Genomic DNA, 21,193 nt, shown 5'->3' with positions numbered 1-21,193 from the left:
GCTTTGAGCCGGCGCGGTTTCGCTAACGGCTTACGCGGAAAGCTTCTTCATCTCCGCAAAGAGATCGGCCTTGCCTTCAAAGCCGATACCCGGCAAGTCGGGCATGGTGATATGGCCGTTCTCGACCTTCACGCCATCCGGGAATCCACCATACGGCTGGAACAGATCCGGATACGACTCGTTGCCGCCAAGCCCCAGGCCAGCGGCGATATTCAACGACATCTGGTGGCCGCCATGCGGGACGCAGCGGCTCGGCGACCAGCCATGCTGGCGAAGCATGTCGAGCGTACGAAGGTATTCGACCAGCCCATAGCTCAACGCGCAGTCGAACTGCAGCCAGTCGCGGTCCGGGCGCATGCCGCCATAGCGGATGAGGTTGCGGGCGTCCTGCATCGAAAACAGGTCTTCGCCAGTCGCCATCGGATTGGCGTAGTAGTTTCGTAGCGTCGCTTGCAGTTCGAAGTCCAGCGGATCACCCGGTTCCTCGTACCAGAACAGGTCGTACTGCGACAACGCCTTCGCATATTGAATCGCGGTGTCGAGATCGAAGCGGCCGTTGGCATCGACTGCAAGCTTCTGGCCGTCGCCCAGCACGCTCAGGATCGAATCGATGCGACGCAGGTCTTCGTCGAGCGATGCTCCGCCAATTTTCTTTTTCACCACCGTATAGCCCCGGTCGAGATAGCTGCGCATCTCGTCCTTGAGTTTTCCGTGGTCCTGGCCCGGGTAGTAGTAACCGCCCGCGGCGTAGACGAAGACCTTGCGATCGGGTTGACCGTTGCCGTAGCGGTCGGCTAGCAACTGGAAGAGCGGCTTGCCTTCGATCTTCGCGACGGCATCCCAGACCGCCATGTCGATTGTGCCGATGGCAACCGAACGCTCGCCGTGACCGCCCGGCTTCTCGTTCGAGAACATCGTGGCCCAGATTTTGTGGGGGTCGAGGTTATCCCCGGCGTCGTTGATAAGCGTGTCCGGAGCGGCTTCCAGCAGACGCGGAATGAAGCGCTCGCGCATCAAAGTTCCCTGTCCGTAGCGGCCGTTGGAGTTGAAGCCGTAACCGACGACCGGCTTGCCGTCACGCACGACGTCGGTCACTACGGCGACCAGACTCAGCGTCATCTTGCTGAAGTCGATATAGGCGTTGCGGATCGGTGAGCTGATAGGGACGGTTTTTTCGCGGATTTCAACGATTTTCATGAGGGTCTCCTGGCGGCATCGCGCGTCGTCGATGCAACGGGCTGTAAGAGCCGCTAGGTTATGCCCTGCAAGTAGCGTTATGATTCACTGAAAGTCACTTCTTTATTAACTTACGGTGAAGACTGACCTCGCCTCCCACCTGCAGTTTTTCGTCCTGCTCGCACGCCACGGAAATCTGACCGCGGCCGCACGCGAACTCGATCTGACGCCGCCCGCAGCGACCAAGCGGTTAGCCCAACTGGAGGCGCGGCTTGGCGTACGACTGGTGAATCGCACCACACGCAGCGTCAGCTTGACCGCTGAAGGTGAAACCTACCTGCACCACGCGACGCGAATTCTGGCCGAGGTGCGGGAGATGGAAGATGCCGTTTCATCCAGCCGGTCGATGCCGCGAGGACTGCTGCGTGTGAACGCGACGCTGGGGTTTGGCCGCACCACGATCGCGCCACTTGTCTCCGAGTTCGCAAAACGTCATCCGCATGTGGAAGTACAGCTTGACGTCACCGACCGGCCGATCGATCTCGTAGACACTGGTGTCGATCTGGCCATCCGCTTCGGTTCACTGCCCGACAAACGGCTCAACGCGCGGCGCGTCATGTCGAATCGCCGATTCCTCTGCGCATCGCCACGCTATCTGGAGCAGCACGGCACGCCTGCGACGCTTGCCGACCTTTCCGATCACCAGTGCATCGTGCACCGCCAGAACGACGATGCCTATGGGATCTGGCGCCTGGTGCACAAAGGACACCCCGAAGTGGTAAAAGTGCAAGGCATGCTGTCGAGCAACGACGGCGACATTGTGCTGGGTTGGGCACTCGACGGACACGGCATCCTGGTCCGCTCGGAATGGGACCTTGCGAAATACCTGGAGAGCGGACGACTGCGCATTGTTCTGCCAGAGTTTGTGCAGCCCTCGGCAGACCTCTTTGTGTACTATCCAAGCAAGCGCAATCAGTCCGCACGCGCCCGAGCGTTCGTAGACTTTCTGGTCGAACGATTTAAAAAGCCAGTAATACCTGCTGTTTAGGCCGCTTCTCTCCGACACCGGCGGACCGCGCCATAACGATATGGCATCAATTAACAATCCTTAACGAACCCGGTCTCCCGACTGCTGTTCGTTGCCCTTACACTGGGCTCTCCGCCGCGAAATATAACCAGACTAGCCTGGACATCGACGCGTTCCCTTCCCGAACGTTCGATCTGGACCGCGCTCGGGTTCTTCCGATCGCCTATCGTCACCATGAATACACTTCAGACTCCAATCGTCCCTGTCGCAACCGTACTATTGGTCGACGATCAACCGATTGTTGGAGAGGTGATAAGACGCGCCCTCGAGAACGAGACCGGCATCCTTCTCCATGTCTGCACCGAGGGACGCGAAGCCCTCTCCACGGCGTGCCGGATAAAGCCCACGGTAATCCTTCAGGATCTCATCATGCCAGGCATAGATGGGCTGGATATCGTGCGCAGCTATCGCACTCATCCCGTCACGGCGAACGTCCCGGTTATCGTGCTGTCTTCGCGGGAACAGCCTACGGTAAAAAGCGCAGCATTCGTTGCCGGCGCTAATGATTACCTGGTCAAACTACCCGACTCGATCGAGCTGATCGCGCGAATCCGATATCATTCGGCATCCTATATTAGTCTGCGCCAGCGCGACGATGCGATGGATTTTCTCTCGCATGACATGCGCTCGCCGCAAACGTCCATTCTGGCCCTGCTCGAACTCTATCGCGCGGAACACGGGACGCTCACGCCGCTGCTCGAGCGTATTGCCACGCACGCCACCAATGCACTGGAACTGGCGGACGGCTTCCTCAATCTCGCGCGTGCACAGTCGGAATCGCGGCAATTCGAAATCGTCAACCTGAACGAGATACTGATCGTTGCCGTCGATCAGCTCTACGAAAAGGCTGTCGCTAAAGGATGCCGCATCTCCATCGAAGCGCCCGACACGTCGCTGGTGTGTCTTGCCGACAGCCTGCTATTGACTCGCCTCGTCACCAACCTGCTCGACAACGCATTGAAATACGGACCGCGTGACGCGACCGTGCGCTGCATCCTTGCGGATACGCGCGAGGGTCTGCTTATAGGTGTGGAGGATGAAGGCACGGGCATTCCGGCGAGGGAAACGGACCGCGTCGCGGAGCGCTTTGTCCGGCTGCCGTCTGGAGTGATCAATGAAGCGAGCGGCTTCGGTCTGGGGCTGGCATTTGTCAATTTCACCGCCACTAAACATAGAGGCCGCGTGATCATGAGCCGAACGGAGAGAGGCTTTATGATCGGCGCGCTCTTGCCTAAGGCCGAGCAGCTGCCGAGAAGTCTCGGTGCAAGGTAAAGTTGACCAGCGAATGATCTGATGTTTGCAGTATCAGGCTCTGCATAGCAGCAATAACCGCAGGCGGGTTAGCCTTGCAAAGGCAAAGCTGACCACCCGCGGGATTTTCTTGCCGGGCAAGCTTACCGGGCCTGCGATTGACCCTGCTGAGCGGATTGCTGGTCTTGTCGGGCAGCGTCCTGCTTCGCCTTCTTCGCCGCCATATGATGGCCCACCGCGCATCCCCCTGCGGCGCCCACCGCTGCGTGGCCGTTGCCAACATAGTGGCCCGCAACGCCGCCAGCCGCGGCGCCTTTCAGGCATCCCGCAGCGTTCGCTTCGCCGGCCAGCGCCATTGAGACGATGCATGCGGTCAGTACGATAACTTTGGATTTCATCTGCTTTCTCCCTGTGAGTTCGGCTTGGCTTCATAGCCTTGCTTCTAACCAGGAGAGCGCAAGTTCCATTCCATCCATAGCGATTGGGGCAACGTGAAGCGAAAACGTCGCGGTTCGCGTCACGTACTCTTCGCACACTTTTAACTTTCGAAGTCTTTCGAAACCTAAAGCACTTACAAATTCCGGTCGATACGCGAGTGGTCAATGCAAGCTGCCCAAAGGACCAGGATGAACAGATCAGAATCACGTTCACACGCCAGGCGAACTGTATCGGCATCGCGCCTGCGTAGATTGCAATGGTATTTTCGGCCGCGGCTCGGCCTGCGCGACCTCGACGCGTTGCTTCGCCCAAAGCGCGGGGTGACAGGACAGCATGCCCGTCGATGACGGCGCCCGATGCTGTTTGCGGTCTCCGTCCGTGCGTGGGGCGTACGGCGCGAATACGCCGGGGCCCGCGGTAGACGTGTGACGGCAAACGAGGCCAGGCCGCGGATTCTCAGGACCGTGTGAGGGTTGGCTCTCGAAAGCCGTATAGCCGGTGCGCGTTCTTCGTCAGAATCGCGGTGCGGGTCTGCTCATCCGGCGCCCACACGGCGAGCGTATCGAGCAACTGCCCGACTGTCGGCATGGCGCCCCACAAAGCGACGTGCGGCCAGTCGGAGCCCCATACGCAGCGATCCGGCGCCGTTGCGATCAGGGCGCGTGCGTAATCGGCGGTATCGGCGTACGCGGGCGCCTGGGTACTCAGCCGGTATGCACCGGAAAGCTTGACCCATGCGCCGTCGCGCACCAGTGCCAGCAGACCTTTAAAGCCCGCGGACTCAACGCCGACTGCGGTCGGCATGTGGCCCATGTGATCGATCACGATGGCCGAGCGCAGCTTGTCGAGCCGCGGCGCGAGTTCAGGCAAGCTCCGCGCGTCCAGCAAGAACTGGATATGCCAGCCCCAATCGCGCGCCAATGCGTCGTACTCGGCCAGTTGCGAAAAACCGATGCCGCCTCCGCCGAACAGCACGTTCAGGCGCAATCCAACCGCGCCGGCGTCCGTCATGTCCTGGTACGCAGCATCGCCTAATCCTAGTGACGGCACCACCACGCCGCGCAACCTGTCCGGATTCGCACGCAGCGTTTCCAGCAGCAGCGTGTTGTCCTGCCCATGCACGCTCACCTGGACCAGCACGCCATACTGCGAACCTGTGTCGTCGAGCATCTTCAGATAGGCTGCGGGGGTGGCCGCTGGCGGCGTGTACGAGCGATCGGGCATCCACGGATAACGCGGCGGCTCTCCGATCACGTGCGCGTGTGTATCCACGGCGCCGGGCGGCATGACGAAGGTGGACGGCCCCGATTGCACTGCAGCGGGCGGCGGACACAGCGGTGCATCATGATTTTCCGTTGAACCGGTCATTTAGGGATCCTTGCATGTTGGATTGCCCGGTCCGCGCGGCCATAACGCGTGCGGCTCCGAAGCAGGCTTAAAGACGAAGCATGCTCCGCGTGGCTCACGTCCCGTGCGGCAGAGACTTCTCAGAGGTCGATTCCGGCTGCTGGGCGGGGATCAGATGATCAGCATCGTCGAGCCGTCGTCCTCGCGTCTCAGGTAACGCCAACACCGTCACAAATACTGCCGCGTTGGCGATAACGGCGAGAATGCAAATCGCGTTTCCCAGTCCGGTCTTCGCACTCAGGAGGCCGACGAGGGCCGGAAACAAGGCGCCGATGCCGCGGCCGAAATTGTAGGCAAAGCCCTGACCGTTCGCGCGAAGCGCAGCGGGAAACAGTTCCGTGAGATGCGCACCGACTCCGCCGAAGATTCCCGACGCACAAAATCCGAGCGGGAATCCAAGGTAGAGCATTTGTGAATTGCTGAAGTTGACCTTCGTATAGGCGATCGTGATGACCGCAGACAGGAATGCGAAAAGCAGCATATTGCCGCGCCGGCCGATCCGGTCCGAGATATAGCCGCCGCTTGCGTAGCCGATAAACGATCCGGTAATCAGCACAGCCAGGTAGCCGCCGGTGCCGATCACCGACAGGTGCCTGTCCATCCGCAGAAAGGTGGGAATCCAGGTGGCGATCGCATAGTATCCGCCTTGCAGGCCGGAGCACATCAGCGACGAACATACCGTTGTGCGCAGGATCCCGGGTGCAAAGATCTGCAGAAACGAGGGGCGTCTCGCGCTCGAGCGCATGATCTGCTGCGCTTTATTGAAGCTCTCAGGTTCCGCCACATGCCTGCGGATATAAAACACCAGCAATGCCGGAGCAAGCCCCACCCAGAACATGCTGCGCCAGGCCAGCGCTTCGGGGAGGACAGAGAACGCCACCGTGTAGAGAATGGCGGCGAGGCCCCAGCCAATCGCCCAGCCGCTTTGCACCACGCCGACAGTTTTGCCGCGATGCTCCGGCCGAACGATCTCGCCAATCAATACGGCGCCCACGGCCCACTCGCCGCCAAATCCAAATCCCTGCAACGCTCGCAGGACAAACAGTTGCTCTACGTTCTGTGACCAGCCAATCAGGAAGGTGAACACCGAGAACCAGACGATGATCCATTGCAGCACCTTGACGCGGCCGAACCGGTCCGCAAGGATGCCGCCCACCCATCCTCCGGCGGCGGAGCAAAGCAGACTCACCGTGCTTAGCAAGCCGATCTCGCCCTTGCCGACGCCCCACAACGTCATCAGCGAGGTGACGACAAAGGTGAACACCATAAAGTCAAAGGCGTCGAGCACCCAGCCCGTGAAGGCGGAATGGAAGGTCGTGCGCTCCGCTTTGCTAAACGACGCGTACCAGTTCATCGCTTGTCTCCTTCATTGCAGCCTCGGTCTCGCGCCGCTGGCGAATGGAAAATTATTACAAGCTCACGACGGCACGGAAAGGATGTTTATGAAGATTCAGTAGATAAAAAAATTTGCGTCCCACCGGCTGAGCAACCTGCGATGCCTCGCGAGAATGGCTGTGCCTTGCGCCAGGCACGACGGCCACGCAAACCAATCGATCATGCTAGGATCATCAGCTCCCCTGTTCGAACCGATCGAAATCGCGGCCCTTGGTTGACGCCACGATTCCTGCACCAGCGAGGATTCCGATGACTCATTCTGCTCTCACTCCCGGCGCAGTCGCCGTGATCACTGGCGGCGCTGCCGGCATCGGCCTTGCTGCGGCCAAACGCTTCGCACAACTCGGCCTGCGTGTCTGTATCGCCGATCTCGGCGCTGAGCGCATCGCGCAAGCAGTGGAGGAAATCGCTGCGCTGAGCGCGAACGGCAAACAGGATGTCTTCGCGCTCGAAACCGACGTGAGCGTCGTCGCCGACGTGCAACGCTTGCACGATGCCGTCGTCGAACGATTCGGCGGTGTGGACGTGTTGATGAACAACGCGGGTATTCAGCCGGGCAGCAAGATGTTCGGGCCCGCCGAAAACTGGGAGCGCGTGCTTGGCGTCAATCTGTGGGGCGTGATCCACGGCACCCAGGTGTTCGTACCGGAGATGATCAAACGTGGTCGCCCGGGTCTCGTGATCAATACCGGTTCGAAGCAAGGCATCACCACGCCGCCCGGCGATCCGGCCTACAACGTTGCGAAGGCTGGGCTTAAGGCGTTCACCGAGGCATTGCAGCACGAACTGCGCAATACCGCGGGCTGCCAGCTCAGCGCTCACCTGCTGATTCCTGGCTTTGTGTTCACGGAACTGACACGTCACGGCCGCGGCGAGAAACCGGCCGCCGCGTGGACGCCGGAGCAAACCGTCGAGTTCATGCTGGAGCGTCTGGAAGCCGGCGACTTTTACATTCTCTGCCCGGACAACGACGTGCCGCGAGCGCTCGACGAGCGGCGCATTCTTTGGGCAGCCGGCGATATCGTCGAGAACCGTCCTGCGCTGTCGCGGTGGCATCCTGACCACGCAGCGGCGTTCGAGGCATTTATCAAGCAGCCTCGCTAGGCGCAGCTCTGGCCAACCGGCCCGATGCCGGGTTGGCTGAGCGACCTGGGCGCTATCAGGCGGTCGTATTGATGTTGCCGCCCAAGATGCTGTTCACGGCGGTCGAGGTCGACGATCCGCTACCCGTGGACGACGTGCTCAACCCTGCGTCCGTCGCGACCTTATGGCCGTGGTGGCCGCCGCCATGTGTGCGCTTCGGTTCAGATGTCTGCTGTGCAGCCGGCTTGCTGCTGATGCTTTGGGCGGAACTGACAGAGGAGGCAACGCTGGAAATGGACATGATGTTCCCCGTATATAGGTCGATGTTTTGATGTACGGCCGCGCAAGAAAGGGACCCATGCGCGCGCGCCATTTAACAACATCGCCAGCATGCGACGTTTACTGCGTCGTTTCAATGACGAAACCACATCATCGGGCGACGCCCTGTTACCAGAAGTTACGGCGTGCGGACTTCGTCATTGTCCGGTAATCCCGGATTCTCTATCGCCGCCGGCCTCACTTATCACGCGCGACGCCGTCGCGGACAATTTGGGTAAGGGATTTCAGCCGAATTCCATTACCGGGAACCGCCATGAATACGTCCGCTTCACTGAGCATGCCGAGCACGCCGAATTCGATTCGGGCAGCTGCCGCCGTAGCTTTCACAATCCTGTCGTGGGCCGCGGCCTTTCCTTTCATCCGGCTTGGTCTGCAAGGGCTCACGCCGATGCAACTCGCGGCCGCGCGCTTCGCGACAGCAGCGGTGCTGGTCGTGGGATGGTTGATTTACGCGCGTCCGAAGCGACCGTCGCTGCGCGATTCACTGCTCTTTGTCCTGTCCGGCTTCCTCGGCATCGCAAGCTATAACGCGCTTCTGAACACCGCCGAACTGACCGTTGCGCCAGGCGCAGCGGCCTTCATCATGAGTACCTCGCCTATCTTCACCGCCATTCTGGCGACGGTTTTCCTGCGCGAAAAACTCAATCGATGGGGTTGGCTCGGCTCGGTGTTCAGCTTTGCAGGCATCGGTCTGATTGCATGTGGACAACCCGGCGGCCTCGCACCCGGCAGCGGCGCAACACTGATCCTGCTCGCTGCTTTGGCATCCTCAGCATATTTCGTGTTGCAGCGACGCCTGATTCCGATCTATGGGCCGCTCGCAAGCACTGCTTATACGCTACTCGCCGGCGCATTGCTGCTATCGCCGTGGTTGCCGGGCGCCATGAGCGCACTTGCAGCGCCTTCTGCATCGGCAGGAACTTTGGGTGCTGTGCTCGTGCTCGGCGTCTTCCCGGCCGCGCTCGGTTACGCGACGTGGACGATTGCCCTGGGCCACTTCGGTGCGGCGCGGGCGTCCAATTTCCTGTATCTGGTACCCGCGATCGCGATCGCGCTATCGATCTTTTTGACTGGCGAGCACCCCGCGCTGACGACCATCGCCGGTGGACTGATGGCGATTGCTGGTGTTGCCTTCGTCGCGTGGCGCGGCCGGGGCTGACTACAACCTCACTTCTGCTGACCCGCCGCTTCGAGGATCAGGTTCGCCACTTCAGTCGGATGCGACAGCAGCGACACGTGGCTCGAATCGAGCTCGATCGTATGCGCATGCATCCGGTTCGCCATGAAGCGCTCCAGATCGGGGTTGATCGTCCGGTCTTCAGTCGACACCGCATACCAGGTGGGTTTGTCGTGCCACGCGGCGACCGTCGTCTTCGCCATCGTGATTGCCTTGCCAATCGGCTGCTGAACCGCGTAGTACGTCTCAGCTTCAACGGTAGGCAGATCGCCCGCAAAGTCGTGCACAAAGGCCTGCTCAGACAGCTTGCCGTAACCATCCGCCGACCACTGCAACCCCGCCGACGCCGGTGCGGCCGGGAATTTCTTCGTCAGCGCCGGATAGTCCTCGCCAGCGTCCGGCGCACGCGCGGCGATGTACACGAGGCCCGCCACCTTCGGATCGTCGCCGGCCTGGCTGATCACCATCCCGCCGTACGAGTGCGCGACCAGCAAGGTTGGACCATCCTGTTGCGCAAGCGCTCGCTTGACCGCATCGACATCCGCGTCGAGCGAGGTGGTCGGATTCTGCACCGCCGTCACGTGCAGGCCCTTCGCCTGCAGCAGCGGAATCACTTTCTGCCAGCTCGAACCATCTGCGAACAGACCGTGAACCAGCACGACATTCCTGATCGGTGCGGACGGGGCCGCAGCGCTGTCCTGCGCGAATGACGTCGTCGCGCTCACCAGCGTGGCGCAGGTCAGACCCGCGAGAACAAACGAACTCAACTTCATGAAACTTCTCCCAAGCATGTGTAGGACGAGATTCGTGGATTTCGTTCACCTCGTTGTGGTGACGCCATAGACGAACCATACCCAGGCAGTCATCATTTGGCCGATTCCTGACGTCCGCCGAACGGACGCTGCACTCTGGTGTACTTAGGAGCAAACACAGCGCTGGCGCAAACATTCCGCTCAGCGCAAAAATTTTTCGCGGCGTCGGCGCCGACTGTTGCGCAAGTTGCCATGCGAAAATGTCAGCCACTCGCCTCTTTCCAGCTGACAAGCGAATGACACGATAATGTTCACAAAAGGATTAACACTGTGAAACTCGAGTTACGCCACATTCGCTGCTTCATCGCGGTCGCGAGACACCTCCATTTCGCTCGCGCAGCCGAAGAGCTCGGCATCGCGCCCCCGTCCCTTACCAAGCAGATCCAGGAGACGGAGCGGCTGCTCCAGGTCCGTCTGTTCCACCGGACCAAGCGCTCTGTTGCATTGACAGCGGCGGGCGAAGCGTATTTGCCCGAAGCGACAGCCGCCCTCGCCTCGCTTCAGCGCGGTCAGGAACTCGCTGAACTGGCGGAACGAGGCGAACTAGGTCGCATCCAGATTGGCTTCATAGCCTCGGCGGCCTTTGCGGGGATCATGCAGAAGACCATAAGAGGCTTCCGGAAGCACCGCCCTAAAGTGGATGTCGTGCTCATCGAAGCACCGATGACCCAGATTCCGGGGATGCTTACCGACGGCCGGCTCGACGTTGCGTACATACGGCCGCCGTTGGACTTTCCGGAGGAAATACGGGCCGTCAGCGTCTATCAGGACGAGTTCGTGCTGGCCCTTCCGGACGACTCACCGCTTGCAGATCATGCGGTCATCAATCCGTCGCAACTGCGTGAGGCGTGCTTCGCGCTTCCGGAGCAGGAGTTCGGCACATTCGAGGTGGGCAGACGTGGACGCTTCCAGCCAAAACTGGGGCCGAGACCCGGCCCGCTGGCTGCGGTACTCGCGTGCGTTTCGCTTGGAAGCTTTGTGGCCGTCGTGCCCCGCACATTGTGCGACTGCCTGAACTTACCGGGCGTGGTCTATCGACCGCTTGGCGGCAAACCTGTTGTCTCGGAGATAGCCCTTACGTTCCGGCGACATGAGCGTTCCTATGCTGTCCGCGAATTTATTAAGTATGCCGGAGCAAATACGCGCTAGGTTGAGCGCTTGCCGCTACTCCTCCGGTTCGGGTTGAAGCAACGCGGCTGCGGAGCATAAGTAAAGCCGGCGTGACGAACGTCAGTAGGCGAATTTGAGGTAACTTTCGGCACTCTGGAAGGCGCCGGCGTCGTCGACCTGGGGCATGTGCCGGAGCAATCGCTTTGCTTTCGGGCCAAGTTGTTGATAGACGTCGCGCGGAACGTCGATATGCACTTCCGGTCTGAAATACCAGCTTCGACTGTATCCAATGACGACCATTGGACGCGGGGCGTCCGTATTGTTTGGCGTACCGCGATGCAACGCTCTGACGTCGCGAATCATGACGTCGCCGAGTTCCATCGGAATGGCATGCAACGGAATCTCCCCCGCCACATATGCCCGCATCGCGTCTTCCGAGTTCATTCGGTGGGTGCCGAGCGTCGTTTCGAACGGGCCGTTATCTGCGGTGACGTCGCAAAGCGGAAAATTTACGGCAAGTTGAAACGACGGCGTTTCCGGCTCGTTGTCGAACAGGGCAGGTGTGTCGCGATGAACGTCCTGATACGTCGACCCGCGTAGTGGCGTGTCGGTCGCGAGTTGGCACATGACCGGGTCTTCACCTGCAACGCGTTCGACAATAGCCAGTACGTCAGGGTCGCAGAATATGCTTTCATCCGCGAACACGCCCGCAAACGGCAACGTGATGTAGTGCCGGTTGGCTCCGCGCACAGCCGTTGCGTTCTCCTGCAATCTATGGGCAAGGATGCCGTCGAAGGCCTGTCGCCAGCCCGAGAGCGTCTCCTTTGGAAAGTGCTGCTTCAGGAGCACCATTCCATCGCGATCGAATGTCCGCGCGAGCACATCGTGTTCCTCGTTTGAGTAACGCATCAAAGTGTCCCCGTGTAAGTTCCATAAGGCTAGCAAGCGGGCTCAGATAGATCAATCCTGGTGAATAGTGGTTTCGCCTTGAACGAACTCCCGCTTACACTGCTTACTGGCAGACGTACACCCGATACAAATTGATCTCGTCCCAAGGGTGGCACTTTTTTTGCGTCTGGCTTGGGTTGCTCTCCGGCGGTCTCATGTTCCTTTAGAAATCCAAGGGGTCTACATCATGCAGAAGCGGGCATCGTCAGGCGTAGTGCATCTCCTCAGCGTTCTGTTTGCAGCCCTCGCCGGCTTGTATCTGCTGATCGGCGGGGCGTGGCTCATCTCGATCGGCGGGTCGCCCTACTATGTCGTCGCCGGCCTGGTCATGCTGGTGACGGCCGCCCTGCTTTACCGCCGGAACGCGAGCGCGCTTGGCTTGTATGCGCTGCTGCTGCTGTGCACCATCGTATGGGCGGTGTGGGAAGCCGGCTTCGACTTCTGGGCATTGACGCCACGACTCGATGTGCTGGTTGTGTTCGGCATCTGGCTGCTGCTGCCGTTTGTCTATCGCACCCTCGAAGCCCCTGCGAAGTCCGCGGCGCTGGCGCTGGGCGCGACCTTGATTCTCAGCGGCATTGTGCTCGTGTACGCGTCCTTCAACGATCCGCAGGAAATCAATGGAACCCTGAGCGCCAGTGCAGCATCGTCCGCAAACCCGGCGGCGGGCGGCACCGATGCCGATTGGCCTGCCTACGGCCGCACGCAGCACGGCACGCGCTACTCGCCGCTCAAGCAGATTACCGCGGACAACGTGAAGAATCTGCAGGTTGCATGGACATTCCAGACCGGTGACACGAAGCGTGCGACCGACCCGGTCGAAACGACCAACGAAGTCACACCGATCAAGGTGGGCAACATGCTCTACCTGTGTTCGCCACACCAGATCCTGTTCGCGCTGGATGCTGCAACGGGCAAGCTCGCGTGGAAATTCGACCCTGGCCTGAAAACGGATCCGAGCTTCCAGCACGTGACATGTCGTGGCGTCTCTTACTACGACTCGACCGCGGCAAGTACCGATGACAGCGGTCAAACAACGGCCTCGACCGCTGCCAATACCGGTAACAACGGTCAAACGACGGCCTCGAGCGCCGCCCCGGCGGTTTGCGCGCGCCGCGTGCTTCTGCCGGTCAACGACGGCCACCTGTACGCGCTCGATGCGCAAACGGGTCAACGCTGCCCGGATTTCGCCAACCATGGCGACCTCGATCTCCAGCATGGCCAGCCGGTGACCACACCCGGTCAATATGAACCCACCTCTCCGCCTATCGTCACCGACAAGGTCATCGTCATCGCGGGTGCGGTGACAGATAACTATTCGACCCGCGAGCCTTCCGGTGTGATCCGCGGCTTCGATGTCAATACCGGCAAGCTGCTTTGGGCATTCGATCCGGGCAACAAGGATCCGAACGTCATTCCCGGCGAAGGGCAACATTACTCGCTGAATTCGCCGAATTCGTGGGCGCCCGCGGTCTACGACGCCAAACTCGACATCGTTTACCTGCCGATGGGCGTGACCACACCGGATATCTGGGGCGGCAACCGTACGCCCGAGGAGGAGCGCTATGCAAGCGGCCTGCTCGCGCTGCACGCTTCGACCGGAAAGCTCGCCTGGTTCTACCAGACCGTGCATCACGATCTGTGGGACATGGACCTGCCGGCGCAGCCCACGCTGGCCGACATCACCGACAAGTCGGGCAACGTCGTGCCGGTGGTTTACGCACCCGCAAAGACAGGCAACATCTTTGTACTGGATCGCCGCACTGGCGCGCTGGTCGTCCCGGCTCCGGAACAGCCTGTCCCGCAAGGAGCCGCGCCTGGCGATCACGTCTCCCCTACCCAGCCGTTCTCCGAGCTGACGTTCCGGCCAAGCAGGAAATTGACGGGCGCAGACATGTGGGGCGCAACGATGTTCGATCAGATGGTGTGCCGCGTGATGTTCCACCGCCTGACCTATGACGGCACGTTCACGCCGCCATCGGTGAACGGCACCCTGGTGTTCCCGGGCAACCTCGGCATGTTCGAGTGGGGCGGCATGGCTGTCGACACCGATCGTCAGATCGCGATTGCCAACCCGATTGCCCTGCCATTCGTATCGAGGCTGATGCCGCGTGGTCCGGGCAATCCTATCGAGCCGGCCGCGAGCGATGCGGGCGGCAGCGGCACCGAATCCGGTATTCAGCCGCAGTACGGCGTACCGTTCGGCGTGACGCTGAACGCGTTCCTGTCGCCGCTCGGTTTGCCGTGCAAGCAGCCGGCCTGGGGTTATGTCTCGGCAATCGATCTGAAGACCAACCAGATCGTCTGGAAGAAGCGTATCGGCACCGTGCGCGACAGCTCACCACTACCTCTTCCGTTCAAGATGGGAATGCCAATGCTCGGCGGTCCAATGACAACTGCGGGCGATGTGTTCTTTATCGGCGCCACCGCGGACAACTATATCCGCGCCTTCAGCACCAACACGGGCGAGCAGTTGTGGCAGGCCCGTTTGCCTGCAGGCGGTCAGGCCACGCCGATGAGCTATGAAATCAATGGCAAGCAGTACGTAGTGATTGCCGCTGGGGGACATGGCTCGTTCGGCACGAAACTGGGCGACTATGTCATCGCCTACGCATTGCCTGACGGGAACTGATCCGCGTGCGTAAACACGCGGTCTGCTCGCTTGCCGTTCTGCTTGCACTGGGCGCTGGCGCCCGGTGCGCTTACGCGCAAAGTTCGGTGACGCTGTATGGTTTGATCGATACCAGCATCGAAATCACCAACCCCGGCTCTTCGTGGACACCACGAGTGGATTCGGGCGCATATCGTGGATCGCGGATAGGCTTGCGCGGCGAAGAGCAGATCGGCTCGGATACGCGCATCCTGTTCGATCTCGAGAACGGTTTCAATGCGGGCAACGGCGCACTGGCGACGGCAGGCACCCTGTTCAATCGCCAGGCGTGGATCGGCGTTGGTGCGCCATGGGGCGAAGTGCGGCTCGGTCGCCAGTACTCGCCGATCTACATTCCGTTCAAAGGACAACTCGACGCATTCGGCGCAGGCACGATTGCATCCGGACTGAACAACCTGTCGAAGATCACGCCGTATACGAACAACGGCCTCGCGTATCTGTCGCCCGATCTGCACGGCTTCACGACGACCTTGATGGTCGCACTGCCCCAAAGCGGCAACGGCAACGGTCTATCCGGCAACTACGAGACCTTCGATTACCGTAACGGGCCATTCCACATTTCGTATGCTCACCAGCAGACCTCAGGGGACACGGGACTGCGCGCGAATCTCGGCGGCGTGTCATACGTGATCGGCAAGACGACCGCTTTCGTGTCGTTCTTCAACGGCGACGGCGGATCGCCGCGTTATCACGACGACGGCATGTCGGTGTCGGCGCGCTACGCGGTCTCGACGCGCCTGCGAGCCTCACTGGGCTACACCTATATGCGAGACCGGTCGGGTGGCGACAACAACGCGGACCAGTTCAGCGCTGAATGCGAATATGACCTCTCGCCGAGGATAATGCTGTACGCGAGCGCCGGCATATTGCGCAATCGTGCTGACGCTGAGTTCACGCTGCGCGGTGTCGACGTGACCGGGCTTGCGCCGGCTTATCCGGGTGCGCCTGTGCGCGGTGTCCAGTTTGGGATGATCGACCGGTTCTAGAACCCGTGGCGAAGGACAATCTGTACCGGATACCATCATCGAATCTGTACCGTTACTGTACCGGCTCTGGCCGATAGACTGCGTAAAAGCGTATCGTCACCGGAGTTACCCCCATGTCTTTCGAATCCCTCAGTGCGTTGCCCGCCGGCATCCTGTTCGCGCTAGTCACCAGCATCACGCCGGGGCCTAACAACACGATGCTGCTCACCTCGGGGGTCAACTTCGGCTTTCGCCGCACGCTGCCGCATGTGTTCGGCATTAGCGCCGGGGTCGTATTGCTGATGCTGTGCGTCGGTTTCGGGCTCGGCGAAGCATTCCACCGTTTCCCGGCGCTGTACTCGGTGCTGGAAATCGCCAGCGTCGCCTATCTGCTGTATCTCGCGTGGAAAATCGGTACGTCGGGTGAGGTGAAGCTGCGCAACGGGGAGCGCCGCCCGATGAAATTTTACGAGGCCATTGCGTTTCAATGGGTCAATCCGAAGGCATGGATGATGGTGCTGACTGCCGTCACGACAATTCACGTGAGCGAAAACTTCGGCAGCAATGTGATGCTGATGGCCGTAGTGTTCTACGTCATCGGTCTGCCCTGCATCTGTCTGTGGGCCGGGTTCGGTACGGCCATGCGGCAAGTGCTGACGGACCCGAAACGGCTGCGCATCTTCAACATAGCGATGGCCTTGTCGCTCGTGCTGACGCTGTATCCGATCGCGGCGCGTCTGCTGGGTTAATCGACCGGGTTAATCGAGCTTCCCTTTACCCACGCGCTCGATAAACAGCCACAACGCGTCCTCGGTCGAATACGGCGCGTTGAAGCGGAACCACGCGCTCGCCGCATCATCCGGCCGGAAATACGAGCCCGGCGCGAGCCAGATGCCGTGAGCGAGCGCGGCCGTCGCCACCTCTCCTGCACGCTCCGGTTCGACCGGCAAACGCGCCCACAGAAAGAGTCCCCCACGCGGCCGGTGAAACACCTCCAACCCCAGCGCATCGAGCCGCTCTTCCACCACCGCATGGGCGGCCTTGAGCCGTTCGTTGACGTCCTCCACGTGACGCGCGTAGCGCCCTTCGAGCAGCACCTTGTCGACGATCCGCTCGATCGTTTCTGACGACGTCAGCCCCACCGCCATCTTGGTGCGTGCCAGTTCGCGCAGCACGTCGCGCTCGGCCACCACATAACCGCAGCGCAACCCAGGCGTCACCGTCTTCGAGAATCCACCCACATACAGCACCCGCTGCAAACCCTCCATCGCGGCAAACAGCGGCGCGCCCGGCGGAGCGAGCTCGCGGCTCACGTCATCCTCGATCACCCACATGCGCGCGCGTTCCGCAATCTGCAGCAGACGGAACGCCGCGGCCATCCCGAAGGTCGCGCCGGTTGGATTCTGCAGCGTCGTGTTGACGAAAATCGCCTTGGGCCGATGCGCGGCCACCAGGGTTTCGAGGACATCCGTATCGACACCCGCCGGCGTGCGCGGCACGCCGTACACGATCAACCCCGCCAGCTTGAGAATCTGCAGCAGGTTGCAGTAGCCGGGATCTTCGACGATCACCACATCGCCCGCGCGCAGCAAGGTCCGCACGATCAGATCCAGCCCCTGGGTCGCACCTTGCGTCAGCAGCACATTCGAAACCTCGACCGGCAAGCCGTGGCGATCGAGTTGCCCGGCGATGCGCTCGCGCAGCTGCGCAAAACCGTACGGATGACCATAATCGCCCATGCGTGGCCCCGGCACCCGGCTCATCGAGCGTAGCGCCTGCTGCAGGCCGCTTTCGTTGATCCATTCGTTCGGCAGCCACCCGCCGCCTGCCTTGATCGGCACCGAATGGTCGGCGAACACGTCGGACAGCAGCCACGTCGCGGTGAGGCTGGGCGGTTGCCAGTCGGTCGCGCTCACGCGCGCGGCCTGCGCGCGCGACGCCACCCGGTAGCCCGAACCCCGGCGCGCGACCACCAGACCCATCGAAACAAGACGGTTGTAGGCCTCCGTCACGGTAAAGGTGCTCAGCTCGTGGCTCGCCGCCAGGCGCCGCACCGACGGCAGCAACGCGCCGGCCCGCAACGACTGTCCTTCAATGGCGCTCGCAAACCCTTGCACCAGTTGCTCGACGAGGGTGGGCGCGGCGCGGCGGCCGCGTTCCAGTTGGAGTTCGATCATTGGGGCGAAAGCACGGTTGCGAGCGGAGTCACGGCAAAAGGAGTGCAATATGGGCAAGAGAGGCGAGTTGCAGGACGCCCAAAGGACGTCCAAGCAACCAGCACAGTTTCAGCAACTTGACCTGCACAGTTAGCAGCGCAGTGCATCAACTGTTTATGTCCTCCATTTAACCGCGGACGCTACAGTTTCGCAACGGCAACGCCCCGAAGGAAATCTCCTCGGGGGACCACTTCGAGGAGAACACCATGACTTCGCGCCCCGTCATCGACGATCTGTCGTCTTTCTGGATGCCTTTTACCGCCAACCGCCAGTTCAAGGCGTCGCCGCGCCTGCTGGAATCGGCCAAGGGCATGTACTACCGCGCGACGGACGGCCGCGAGGTGCTCGACGGCTGTGCCGGACTCTGGTGTGTGAACGCTGGCCATGGCCGCGATGAGATCGTCGCTGCAATCACCCAGCAGCTTTCCACGCTCGATTTCGCGCCGACCTTCCAGATGGGCCACCCGCTCGCGTTCGAAGCGGCAACGAAAGTCGCCGAACTGATGCCGGCCGGCCTCGACCGGATTTTCTTCACCAACTCGGGTTCCGAATCGGTGGATACGGCGCTGAAGATCGCGCTGGCGTATCACCGTGCGCGCGGCGAAGGTCAGCGCACGCGCCTGATCGGCCGTGAACGCGGTTATCACGGCGTGGGCTTCGGCGGCATTTCGGTCGGCGGCATCGCACCGAACCGCAAGACGTTCTCTGGCGCGCTGCTACCGGCGGTCGATCATCTGCCGCATACGCACAACCTCGAACACAATGCATTCACGAAGGGGCAGCCCGCCTGGGGCGCGCATCTGGCCGACGAACTCGAGCGCATCGTCACGCTGCACGACGCGTCGACGATTGCCGCGGTGATCGTCGAACCGGTGGCCGGCTCCACGGGCGTGCTGATTCCGCCGCAAGGCTATCTGCAGAAGCTGCGCGATATCTGCACGAAGCACGGCATCCTGCTGATTTTCGATGAAGTCATTACCGGCTTTGGGCGTCTGGGCAAAGCGACGGCCAGCGAATACTTCGGCGTCACGCCGGACCTGCTGACGATGGCCAAGGCCATTAATAACGCCTCGATTCCGATGGGCGCGGTGGCCGCCAGCCGAAACATCCACGACACGGTCGTCAATGCCGGCGCACAAGGTGCGATCGAGCTGTTCCACGGCTATACGTATTCGGCGCACCCGGTTGCGGCTGCGGCGGCCGTGGCGACGCTCGACCTGTATCGCCGCGACGGCCTGTTCGAACGTGCTGCATCGCTAGCGCCCGCGTTCGAAGCCGCTGCGCATGCACTGCGCGATGCGAAGCATGTGAAGGACATTCGCAATCTCGGCATGATCGCCGGGATCGAACTCGAACCGCGCGACGGCGCACCGGGCGCACGCGCCTATGAGGCCTTCGTCAAATGCTTCGAGGCCGGCGTGCTGGTCCGCTTCACGGGCGATATTCTGGCGTTCTCGCCGCCGCTGATCATCAGCGAAGAGCAGATCCAGCACATCTTCAAGACCGTGCGCGACGTGCTCGCCACGGTGCAGTAAGAACTGCGGCAACACTTTGAGGTATCGGGCAGCGCCCGCGGCTACGTGCCGTCAGGCGCCGCTGCCCGATCTGTTTAGCCAGCCCTGCCGACGATCGTCTCGAAGTAGAGCTGCAGAAAGCCCTCTACGTCGACGTCGACACACACATCCTGCTTCGCCACGTCATCCCAGTCGGGCGCCGGCACGCCCATCGTCTCCGGCTTCTGAATGGTTTGCCCAATCGCGAGACCTTCCACCACCACGCGCACCGCGCCACGCCGGATCTGATAAAGCTCAGGCGCCATCAGATAGGCAACCGCGGACGAATCGTGCACGTAGATGCCCTGCACGCCCGAACTGTCGACGTGAAACTGCTCGTATGAGCGCGACACGTCCCAGATAAACTGCCCCACCTCGCCGCCGTGCTGACGGATGCGCTCGAGGTACGCCGTGTTCATGATGGCCTTTTGCGTCACGTCTAACCCTGCCGCCGTGACTTTCCACGCAGCGGTGAAGACCTGATCGGCTGCGTCCGGGTCGGCGGAAATATTCGCTTCGGCACACGGCCTCACATTGCCTAACACGCCGTTGATACCGAATGCGCCGCCCATGATGATCACCTGTTTAACCAGCTGCTGGATCTCCGGGTCCTCCTGCAGCGCGAGCGCGAGATTGGTGAGCGGCCCTACCGCGATCAGGTTGATCTCGTGCGGATGCTTACGGATTTCGTCGATGATGAAACGATGCGCCGGGCGTGCGTCGAGGCGGGCACGGCCCTCGTCGGGCATATCGGGGAGCTCGATATCGCCGAGGCCGTTTTCCCCGTGGATATGCGGAATCGGCTCGGGTGCGGCCTTGCGCAGCGGCTTTGCTGCGCCGCGCGCCACGACGACGCCCGGGTCAGCGAAGCGTTCGACCAGATACACGGCATTGCGGGTCGTGGTTTCGATCGTCGCGTTGCCGAACACGGACGTCACGCCGATTAACTCGATCTGCGGATGACACGTCTGGAACACCAGCGCCATCGAGTCATCGACACCGGGATCGGTGTCGAAAATTACCTTGTGCATGATGGTTGGGCACTCATGTTGATTGCGTATGGGACCGCTTTAGCGTGCATGTGAAACGCACGTCGCCATGCCTGACGCTAAGCCGCAGACGCGCCGCCGTCAGGTTCGAGATAGAACGCGCCCGGTAGTAATGCGGCGGCGCTGGTCACTTCGACCTTGCCATCCAGATTGCTCAGTACGACTTCGAGTTTGGGCGAGCCCAGTTCGATCATCACCTGACGGCAAGCGCCACAGGGTGCAATCGGGCCATCGGTTTGTCCAATGACAGCTAGTCTTTTGAATTGCCCCGGACGATAACCTGCCGCCACCGCGCTAAAAAACGCCGTACGTTCCGCGCAATTGCACAGGCCATACGAAGCGTTCTCCACATTGCAGCCGTGAAAAATCTTGCCGTCGTTTGTCTCAAGCGCAGCGCCGACCAGGAAGCGCGAGTAAGGCGCATACGCAAGCTCGCGGGCTTTGCGGGCTTCGTCAATCAGATGTTCGTGTGTCACTACTCCTCCGCATCGGGGTCAGGATCCGCGTTGTTCGGTT

19 protein-coding genes are annotated in these 21,193 nt (G+C 61.2%); 9 read left to right on the top strand and 10 right to left on the bottom strand.

Translation table 11 applies throughout. The annotated features are described in order from the left end of the window. Nucleotides 1-30: 30 nt before the first annotated feature. Nucleotides 31-1,197, bottom strand: a complete 1,167-nt coding sequence (locus tag BUS06_RS28345; protein ID WP_074267689.1) for a mandelate racemase/muconate lactonizing enzyme family protein — start codon at nt 1,195-1,197, stop codon at nt 31-33. Between the two features lie 115 nt (nt 1,198-1,312). On the opposite strand from BUS06_RS28345, the gene BUS06_RS28340 reads away from it, so the two are divergent. Together BUS06_RS28340 and BUS06_RS28335 are read left to right on the top strand one after the other, a co-directional pair. Continuing rightward, nucleotides 1,313-2,224, top strand: a complete 912-nt coding sequence (locus BUS06_RS28340; RefSeq protein ID WP_074267688.1) for a LysR substrate-binding domain-containing protein — start codon at nt 1,313-1,315, stop codon at nt 2,222-2,224. Nucleotides 2,225-2,437: 213 nt separating this feature from the next. Then, nucleotides 2,438-3,535 (top strand): hybrid sensor histidine kinase/response regulator, encoded by a 1,098-nt coding sequence (locus BUS06_RS28335; RefSeq protein ID WP_074267687.1) that lies wholly within the window; start codon nt 2,438-2,440, stop codon nt 3,533-3,535. Nucleotides 3,536-3,657: 122 nt separating this feature from the next. On the opposite strand, the gene BUS06_RS28330 is transcribed toward BUS06_RS28335, so the two are convergent. The 3 genes from BUS06_RS28330 to BUS06_RS28320 all read right to left on the bottom strand — a co-directional run bounded on the left by BUS06_RS28330 (nt 3,658) and on the right by BUS06_RS28320 (nt 6,713). Next, nucleotides 3,658-3,912 carry a hypothetical protein gene (locus BUS06_RS28330; protein ID WP_074267686.1) on the bottom strand — a complete coding sequence of 85 codons (255 nt, stop codon included), beginning with the start codon at nt 3,910-3,912 and terminating at the stop codon, nt 3,658-3,660. A gap of 496 nt (nt 3,913-4,408) precedes the next feature. Further along, entirely contained in the window at nt 4,409-5,320 is a 912-nt protein-coding gene (locus tag BUS06_RS28325) for an amidohydrolase family protein (RefSeq protein WP_083611643.1), read from the bottom strand. Between the two features lie 94 nt (nt 5,321-5,414). Then, nucleotides 5,415-6,713 carry an MFS transporter gene (locus BUS06_RS28320; RefSeq protein ID WP_074267685.1) on the bottom strand — a complete coding sequence of 433 codons (1,299 nt, stop codon included), beginning with the start codon at nt 6,711-6,713 and terminating at the stop codon, nt 5,415-5,417. Nucleotides 6,714-7,003: 290 nt separating this feature from the next. On the opposite strand from BUS06_RS28320, the gene BUS06_RS28315 reads away from it, so the two are divergent. Continuing rightward, complete coding sequence (locus BUS06_RS28315) at nt 7,004-7,858, top strand: SDR family NAD(P)-dependent oxidoreductase (protein WP_074267684.1); 855 nt, start codon at nt 7,004-7,006, stop codon at nt 7,856-7,858. 55 nt (nt 7,859-7,913) lie between these two features. Here BUS06_RS28315 and BUS06_RS37595 read toward each other — a convergent pair whose 3' ends face one another. Further along, entirely contained in the window at nt 7,914-8,138 is a 225-nt protein-coding gene (locus BUS06_RS37595; RefSeq protein ID WP_143787668.1) for a hypothetical protein, read from the bottom strand. Between the two features lie 291 nt (nt 8,139-8,429). Between BUS06_RS37595 and BUS06_RS28305 the strand changes: the two genes are divergently transcribed. Continuing rightward, the gene (locus BUS06_RS28305; protein ID WP_083611642.1) at nt 8,430-9,335 is read left to right on the top strand and encodes a DMT family transporter; all 906 of its coding nucleotides are present in this window, start codon (nt 8,430-8,432) and stop codon (nt 9,333-9,335) included. Between the two features lie 8 nt (nt 9,336-9,343). On the opposite strand, the gene BUS06_RS28300 is transcribed toward BUS06_RS28305, so the two are convergent. After that, on the bottom strand, nt 9,344-10,126 hold the full coding sequence (locus tag BUS06_RS28300) for an alpha/beta hydrolase (protein WP_074267682.1): 783 nt from the start codon (nt 10,124-10,126) through the stop codon (nt 9,344-9,346). A gap of 309 nt (nt 10,127-10,435) precedes the next feature. On the opposite strand from BUS06_RS28300, the gene BUS06_RS28295 reads away from it, so the two are divergent. Then, nucleotides 10,436-11,314, top strand: a complete 879-nt coding sequence (locus tag BUS06_RS28295) for a LysR family transcriptional regulator (protein ID WP_074267681.1) — start codon at nt 10,436-10,438, stop codon at nt 11,312-11,314. Nucleotides 11,315-11,395: 81 nt separating this feature from the next. Here BUS06_RS28295 and BUS06_RS28290 read toward each other — a convergent pair whose 3' ends face one another. Then, a complete protein-coding gene (locus tag BUS06_RS28290) occupies nt 11,396-12,184 on the bottom strand; it encodes a phytanoyl-CoA dioxygenase family protein (protein WP_074267680.1) in 789 nt (262 codons plus the stop codon). A 226-nt stretch (nt 12,185-12,410) separates the two neighbouring features. On the opposite strand from BUS06_RS28290, the gene BUS06_RS28285 reads away from it, so the two are divergent. The 3 genes from BUS06_RS28285 (at nt 12,411) to BUS06_RS28275 (ending at nt 16,608) form a co-directional block, all read left to right on the top strand. Beyond that, nucleotides 12,411-14,855 (top strand): glucose/quinate/shikimate family membrane-bound PQQ-dependent dehydrogenase, encoded by a 2,445-nt coding sequence (locus BUS06_RS28285; protein ID WP_074267679.1) that lies wholly within the window; start codon nt 12,411-12,413, stop codon nt 14,853-14,855. Between the two features lie 38 nt (nt 14,856-14,893). Then, complete coding sequence (locus tag BUS06_RS28280; RefSeq protein WP_254369084.1) at nt 14,894-15,880, top strand: porin; 987 nt, start codon at nt 14,894-14,896, stop codon at nt 15,878-15,880. Between the two features lie 113 nt (nt 15,881-15,993). Next, nucleotides 15,994-16,608, top strand: coding sequence for a LysE family translocator (locus BUS06_RS28275; RefSeq protein WP_074267677.1), 615 nt, complete (start codon nt 15,994-15,996; stop codon nt 16,606-16,608). Nucleotides 16,609-16,617: 9 nt separating this feature from the next. Here BUS06_RS28275 and BUS06_RS28270 read toward each other — a convergent pair whose 3' ends face one another. Beyond that, nucleotides 16,618-18,036 (bottom strand): aminotransferase-like domain-containing protein, encoded by a 1,419-nt coding sequence (locus BUS06_RS28270; protein WP_074267676.1) that lies wholly within the window; start codon nt 18,034-18,036, stop codon nt 16,618-16,620. A 245-nt stretch (nt 18,037-18,281) separates the two neighbouring features. On the opposite strand from BUS06_RS28270, the gene BUS06_RS28265 reads away from it, so the two are divergent. Beyond that, nucleotides 18,282-19,610 carry an omega-aminotransferase AptA gene (locus tag BUS06_RS28265; RefSeq protein ID WP_074267675.1) on the top strand — a complete coding sequence of 443 codons (1,329 nt, stop codon included), beginning with the start codon at nt 18,282-18,284 and terminating at the stop codon, nt 19,608-19,610. Nucleotides 19,611-19,684: 74 nt separating this feature from the next. On the opposite strand, the gene BUS06_RS28260 is transcribed toward BUS06_RS28265, so the two are convergent. Then, nucleotides 19,685-20,659 carry a nucleoside hydrolase gene (locus BUS06_RS28260; RefSeq protein ID WP_074267674.1) on the bottom strand — a complete coding sequence of 325 codons (975 nt, stop codon included), beginning with the start codon at nt 20,657-20,659 and terminating at the stop codon, nt 19,685-19,687. 77 nt (nt 20,660-20,736) lie between these two features. Further along, nucleotides 20,737-21,153, bottom strand: coding sequence for a cytidine deaminase (locus BUS06_RS28255; RefSeq protein ID WP_074267673.1), 417 nt, complete (start codon nt 21,151-21,153; stop codon nt 20,737-20,739). Nucleotides 21,154-21,193: the final 40 nt, after the last annotated feature.

This window comes from Paraburkholderia phenazinium (assembly GCF_900141745.1).
Lineage (GTDB): Bacteria > Pseudomonadota > Gammaproteobacteria > Burkholderiales > Burkholderiaceae > Paraburkholderia > Paraburkholderia phenazinium_B.
Note: the sequence above shows the minus strand (reverse complement) of the source record. Positions and strands in the feature narration are given on the sequence as shown.